Below are 6061 nucleotides of genomic sequence, written 5' to 3'. Positions count from 1 at the left end.
GCCCGGACTTGCGGGGCGCCGTCTCGCCCTGTCCGGCGCGAGCGATCCAGCGGATCGCACTCGAAGCGTTCACCCCAAATCCCGCCGCAGCCTGCCGCGCGGAGGCTCCTTCCCGAGATGCTTGCAACACCCGATCCCGAAGATCGCAACTCAGTGCCCGACCCATCAAATCGCCCTCCACTGCGGGAAAGCGTGAATCAGACATCAAACGACATGTCACTTCACGTTCGATTCATCGATAAACGGATGCGCTCTAGGTCCATATTGGCCTGAGCCGCTGCGGCTTTGACGTGCGCAAGCGCGATAATCAGGTTGGGAAAGTGCGACAGAGGAGTTCCCGTGATCGAAAAATTTCCAACGCTCGCAAGGTGTGGACGCCGTACATCGCATCGGCAGGAACATTCCTCTCGCCGAGGTTGTCTTTTTCAACTCGGTAACCTTGAGGCCGGCACAGTGAAGCTGCCTTAGAAGGTTTGACTATTATAACGAAAGCGGTCGCCAGAGACGGCCGCTCCTAGGTTCATCGGTTGAATTTGATTGACGCCAAATTATTGTCGGCATCCCGCAGGATAACAGTCGAAAATTCGGGAGTTGCCGAATAGATTACCAGATGGCGACCGATAATGTAGGAATCGCTGTGGATTGCCCATGGCCCCATGTGAATGCCGAAACCATATGGAATGTGAAACGCAGACACGCGCTTTACGCCGTCATCGCCCTCTTTGCCGACGATCAGATACCCGCCGTTGTCTTTTTCGATAGGCATGTGAAAGTGCGGTCGGTCGTGTACTTCGAGATATGCGCCGCCTCCCAGATCCTCCCTGATCAGATAGTTTTCAGGGTAATCGTGGCCCACTGATGTCACCGTGACTGGCAGATTTGCCGTCGATTCAAAGCACACAAGATCGCCGGATTTGACAAGCCTACTACCATAATAGGCTAAATGTTCTGCGGTCGTTTCAGCCACGGGAATCGTGATCGTTCCCTTTCCGTCGGCAGGCACATAGCGCCCGTTGCCGCCCAGAATATTCGAATCGTCATTTATATAGTCGACTGTTTGGTCCCATTGACCGTCCAGAACCATATGAGGCGGTTGCACAGGCGACGCCTTTGGCGCAACTTCGCCGTCTGCGGGGACGAAGCCCTCTTCTAAGGATACACGGTAAGTTTTGCCGGGTTCGCAATGGCCAAGAAAATTCTCTGTTTTCATGTAAGCCGTCGGAGTGGTCCCAAGCCGGTTCACCATCAGAACGGGAATTGCATCGATCAGGTCAGCTGGCAGGGAGCGTGTGTACTCCAGTGCGTCAATCTCCAGCGGGGAAAAATTAGCATTCGTCATGGTATGATCCTTGAAGGATTGACCGGCCGATCGGCCGGTCAATTGTTTGGTCGAAAGTCGTGCCTTCAGGCTTGCTCTTGGGGTCCCCGATTTTCCATGTTGCGAAACAACCCGATCCCGAGGGATGCGAACAGCATTGCGACCAGAATGTTCATCCAGTTCAGCATCGCCCAAGGCGCGTATTCGATCACATCCACACCAAGTGTCGCCGCAAAAAACGCGCCGCCTGTTGTCCACGGAATAAGGGTCGTGGTTAGCGTTGCGCCTTCTTCAAGTGAGCGAGACAGAACACGTCGGTCGAGATCCGCTTCGTCGTAAGCGGGCCCGAACAACTGACCGCCAAGGATGATCGACATATAGGCCTCGCCCATCGTCATGTTGCCGGCCAGACAGGCGAAAATTGTTGAGGTAACAAGGCCGAAGGCCGATCTCACCCGCGAGATGAGTGTTGCGATCAGCACACGCAAGAAGCCAAAGCTGTGTAGAATGCCACCCAATGCCAGCGCCATCAACGCTAGTGCCAAGGTCCACATCATTGACGCAATCCCACCGCGACTCAGCAAATTGTCGAGCGTTTCGACGCCCGTGTCACCGGTTCCGCCCCCATAAAGCGCATTCAGGACGCCAATCGGGTCGGCCCCTTGCATGACAATCGCCAGCAACACAGCAATCGCAGTGGCAGCAATCATTGCGGGTTCCGGGGATACTTTCATCACGATCAGGGCGATCATCACCACAAAGGGCAGCAAACATATCAGATTGATTGAATATGCGGCATCAAGCGCATTCAATAGCGCGTTCAACTGTTCGACCGGCAACACGTTATCGGCATATTGCATGCTGATAACGGTCGAGATTATCAACACGACAATCAGGGTCGGAACGGTCGTGTAGGTCATGGATTTGATGTGCGAATACAGGTCGACCTTCGCCGACATCGCCGCAAGGTTCGTCGTGTCGGACACCGGTGACATCTTGTCACCAAAGGTAGCCCCCGAAACGATCGCGCCAGCCACGATAGGCAGTGGAATTCCCATCACGTCGCCGATCCCGATCAGAACGATCCCCGCGGTGCCGACTGTGCCCCAACTCGTGCCCGTTGCAACCGACATGAACACACACAGGATGATTCCCGCCGGAAGGAAAATCGCCGGAGATATGAATTGCAGTCCGTAGTAGATCAGTGTGCCTACTGATCCGGCCTGAATGAACGCCGCGATCAGAACGCCAATCAGGATGAAGATGTAAATCGCTCCGAAAGCGCCTGAAATGCCGCTGTTCATGGCATCCCGGATACGTCCAAAGCCGTCCTTGTTCAGAAACCACGCACTTGTTGCGGCGATCGTCAAGCATATAAGCATCAAACTGTGAAGGCTGGCGCCAAAGCCGAACAACCCTGTGCCAATAACGACGACAATAGCGCCGAATGTAATCGCCGATTGAGCAAACGACGGGTCTTTGTCCGTACGAATCATTTTAAATCCCTCCCTTTGTCGGGGTCATACCCCAAAAATCAATAATGAAATATTCACTTGAACTTATTGATCTATAAGCTACACGTTATGGGTGGCTTGATGTGGAGGATGCATGGCAGGGCAGCTGCTTCCGACGGAAAAAATGTTTCGCGTGTTCGAAGCCTGCGCTAGCAATGGAACCTTTACAGCTGCCGGGGGCGCAATGGGAATTTCCCAAAGCGCAGTAAGCCAGCAGATTAGGCAACTCGAACACCGTCTGGGGTTGGAGTTGTTCCAAAAGAATGGGCGGTCAATCGTTCTTACTCCAGCCGGCCGCAGTATACTCAAGGCTCAGAGGGATGCATTTTCAAGCCTGCGGCGTGCAATAGAAAATACTCAAAAACAGAAGGATAGTTTGAGAACAATAGTTCAGGTCCTTCCGGGTTTCTGTGCCCGCTGGCTGCTTCCTCGGCTATCAAGCTTCAACTGCCTTCGCCCAGATGTAGAGGTTGTGATAGTTAGCGATCATGATCAGGGTTTCTTGAACCCGACCGCAGATGTTACGATTTCTTATGAGATGGTCCAAGAAACAACATCATTGGCGCAGGAAGACCTTTTTCCAGTAGCCTCGCGGGCGTTCGTTTCCAAGCATAGTCTCGCGGAACTCTCGCCCAAAACATTGCTTTCCAAGTTGGCGGAACTTCCGTTACTTGGCGATACATCGATCTCTGGATACGATACATGGGACCGATGGGCATCTGAAATCGGCATCGATTTACCGCGACAGCACCGGCAAGTGTTTCCTCAGTCCAACATGAGCTTGCTTTTAGCCGAACATGGGCAGGGGATTGCCATGGGGCGCAGTTTTCTGGTGCTTGACGCCCTAGCAGCAGGCACGCTTGTCGAATTATCGGGACTTCGGGTTCCAGCATCCGTTAGATATGTGCTTCGATATAACCCCGACCGAATTATGAATGCGGGGTCGCGCGCGTTTGAAGAATGGATCGTAAGAAAGGCAGAAGAAGAGCTAGGGTGACCTAGGACCTGTCCCCATAAACGGGGTTTTGAACCGCGCCGGGATTGCCGGAGGCTGTTTGGTTTAAGTTATGCTGCCACGGCCGGTTGTTCCAGCGTGGCGTAATATTGTTCCTCCGCTTCAGCCGGAGGGATGTTACCTATGGGCTCCAGCAAACGCCGGTGATTGAACCAGTCGACCCATTCGAGTGTTGCGAACTCGACGGCTTCGAAGTTTCGCCACGGCCCGCGACGATGAATGACCTCGGCCTTGTAAAGGCCGTTGATCGTCTCGGCGAGAGCATTGTCATAAGAGTCACCGACACTTCCGACGGAGGGCTCAACGCCCGCTTCGGCCAATCGCTCCGAGTACCTGATCGACACGTATTGGACGCCCCTGTCCGAATGGTGCACGAGGCCACCGCCATGAATGGGACGCCGATCATGAAGTGCCTGCTCCAGAGCATCGAGAACGAAGGTCGCATGCGCCGTCCGGCTGACACGCCAGCCGACGATACGCCGGGCAAATGCGTCGATAACGAAGGCGACATAGACAAAACCCTGCCAGGTGGCCACGTACGTGAAATCCGAAACCCAGAGCCTGTTCGGCGCCGGTGCCTTGAACTGACGGTTTACGCGGTCGAGCGGGCTGGGTGCTGACTTGTCCGGAAAGGTCATTTTGACCGGTTTGCCACGGATGATCCCCTGAAGCCCCATGGACCTCATGAGCCGGGACACGGTGCAACGGGCGACATCGAAGCCCTCCCGCTGCAATTGCCGCCAGACCTTGCGCACGCCATAAACCCGGAAGTTCTCCTCAAAGACACGGCGTATCTCGATCTTCAGAACAGTATCGCGGCGGGCGCGAACTGAAAGCCTGTCCACGTCCTCACGCTTGGCGATGTTCTCGTAATAGGTCGATGGGGCAATCGGCAGCAGTCTGCAAATCGGCTCGACCCCAAACACCCTCCGGTGTTCTTCGATGAAGGAAATCATCGCTTCAATGGGCGGTCGAGCTCCGCCATCGCAAAATAAGCAGACGCCTTGCGCAGGATCTCGTTGGCCTGACGAAGCTCACGGTTCTCCCGCTCCAGGGCCTTCATCTTCTCGGCCATCTCCGTCGGGATGCCCGCCCGCGCACCACTATCAACCTCGGATCTCTTGACCCATTCGTTCAGCGTGTGCGCCGAGCAGCCGATCTTGGCTGCTATTGATACGATCGCTTGCCAGCGAGACCCGTGCTGGCCTTCATTCTCCAGCACAAGGCGTACCGCTCGTTCGCGTACTTCAGGGGAAAACTTGTTCGTCGTTTTGCTCATCGTGCTCCATCCTACTCAGGAGTTGGAGCCTCCGGCAAACCCGGCGCGGTTCAGTTCCCTGGCAAGACGCAGACCAGACAAAGGAGTATCCGCGACCAGCGCCAAGCATTCCCGCGTGAAGTCATCTGCGACGGTAAGAACACGGAACCTGCGCCCGTCGGTGCAAGCGAAGCTGACGAAATCGAGGCTCCAGCGTTCATTGGGACGTAACGGCAGCGCAAGTGGTCGTCCGGTCCCCAGAGGTCGCTTACGGCCATCACGTTTGCGAACGGTCCGTTTCTCTTCCCGGTAAAGCCGCCTGAGCTACCTCAGGTCCATTTCGATCCCTTGTCGTTCAAGCATGACGTGGATGCGCCGGTAGCCAAAGCGGCGGCGCTGAACGGTGACCGTCTTCATTGCTGCCCGGATATGGCTGTCGTCGGGCGGGATGCTGCGATATCGCATGCCCGACCGGTCGACCGATAGCACACGGCACGCCCGACGCTGGCTCAAGCCGTGCTGTCCGCACACATGAACCACCGCATCCCGCTTTCCATCGGCCGTCACCATTTTTTTGAAGCGAGATCCTTCAAAATGGCATTGTCCAAGCATGTGCTCCGCGAGCATCTTCGTGAGCTTCGCGTTCTCATCTTCCAAAGCTTTTGGCTTGCGGGCTTCGAAAACGTCCCTGCCGCCAGACCTGGCCTTGTGTTTGCAAAAGGTCGCCTCCGATACTCCATGCTTCCGGCAGACATCGGCAGTCTTCTGACCGGCTTCCTGCTCCTTCAGAATCCCGATGATCTGCTCTTCAGTGAACCGTGAACGCTTCATACCGTCCGTCTTCTCAAATGCGACGGTCTCTACCAAACTCTGGAGGGGTTTCAGGGTCTCAGCTCACTTTCGACCGCATGGCACCGGCTCCTGTGGCGATGGCCCAGACGCAGTGCCGATACTGT

Annotated in this window: 4 protein-coding genes, 2 pseudogenes and 1 other annotated feature (1 of these 7 only partly in view); of the genes and pseudogenes, 1 reads left to right on the top strand and 5 read right to left on the bottom strand. The window is 55.4% G+C overall.

The window, feature by feature from the left end; all coding sequences use genetic code 11:
* The 3 genes and pseudogenes from G572_RS25880 to nhaC all read right to left on the bottom strand — a co-directional run.
* Positions 1–166: pseudogene (locus tag G572_RS25880) on the bottom strand (IS630 family transposase) (it extends 751 nt beyond the left edge of the window).
* Positions 167–520: 354 nt separating this feature from the next.
* On the bottom strand, positions 521–1339 hold the full coding sequence (locus G572_RS25875) for a hypothetical protein (RefSeq protein ID WP_084649937.1): 819 nt from the start codon (positions 1337–1339) through the stop codon (positions 521–523).
* A gap of 65 nt (positions 1340–1404) precedes the next feature.
* Positions 1405–2814, bottom strand: a complete 1410-nt coding sequence (gene nhaC / locus G572_RS0107380; RefSeq protein ID WP_029057923.1) for a Na+/H+ antiporter NhaC — start codon at positions 2812–2814, stop codon at positions 1405–1407.
* Between the two features lie 112 nt (positions 2815–2926).
* Here nhaC and G572_RS25870 point away from each other — a divergent pair, with 112 nt between their 5' ends.
* Positions 2927–3829 carry a LysR family transcriptional regulator gene (locus G572_RS25870; protein ID WP_084649936.1) on the top strand — a complete coding sequence of 301 codons (903 nt, stop codon included), beginning with the start codon at positions 2927–2929 and terminating at the stop codon, positions 3827–3829.
* Between the two features lie 68 nt (positions 3830–3897).
* Here G572_RS25870 and G572_RS0107375 read toward each other — a convergent pair.
* Both G572_RS0107375 and G572_RS25865 read right to left on the bottom strand, forming a co-directional pair.
* Positions 3898–5126, bottom strand: a protein-coding gene (locus G572_RS0107375; RefSeq protein WP_156884501.1) for an IS3 family transposase whose coding sequence is annotated in 2 segments (ribosomal slippage) — positions 3898–4838 and positions 4838–5126 — 1230 coding nt in all. Because the reading frame shifts where the segments join, the coding sequence is not laid out codon by codon here.
* Positions 4729–4845: a sequence feature (AL1L pseudoknot), on the bottom strand. (Overlaps the previous gene by 117 nt.)
* A 48-nt stretch (positions 5127–5174) precedes the next feature.
* Positions 5175–5936 (bottom strand): annotated as a pseudogene (locus G572_RS25865) (transposase); the annotation flags it as partial.
* Between the last annotated feature and the right edge of the window lie 125 nt (positions 5937–6061).

It is taken from the genome of Stappia stellulata DSM 5886 (genome assembly GCF_000423705.1).
GTDB classification, from domain to species: domain Bacteria; phylum Pseudomonadota; class Alphaproteobacteria; order Rhizobiales; family Stappiaceae; genus Stappia; species Stappia stellulata.
This window is presented reverse-complemented; position numbering and strand designations above follow the sequence as displayed.

Excerpts from the sequence above, each read along its gene's own strand:
- G572_RS25875 (WP_084649937.1), bottom strand. The coding sequence starts at position 1,339 with ATGACGAATGCTAATTTTTCCCCGCTGGAGATTGACGCACTGGAGTAC.
- nhaC (WP_029057923.1), bottom strand. The coding sequence starts at position 2,814 with ATGATTCGTACGGACAAAGACCCGTCGTTTGCTCAATCGGCGATTACA.
- G572_RS25870 (WP_084649936.1), top strand. The coding sequence starts at position 2,927 with ATGGCAGGGCAGCTGCTTCCGACGGAAAAAATGTTTCGCGTGTTCGAA.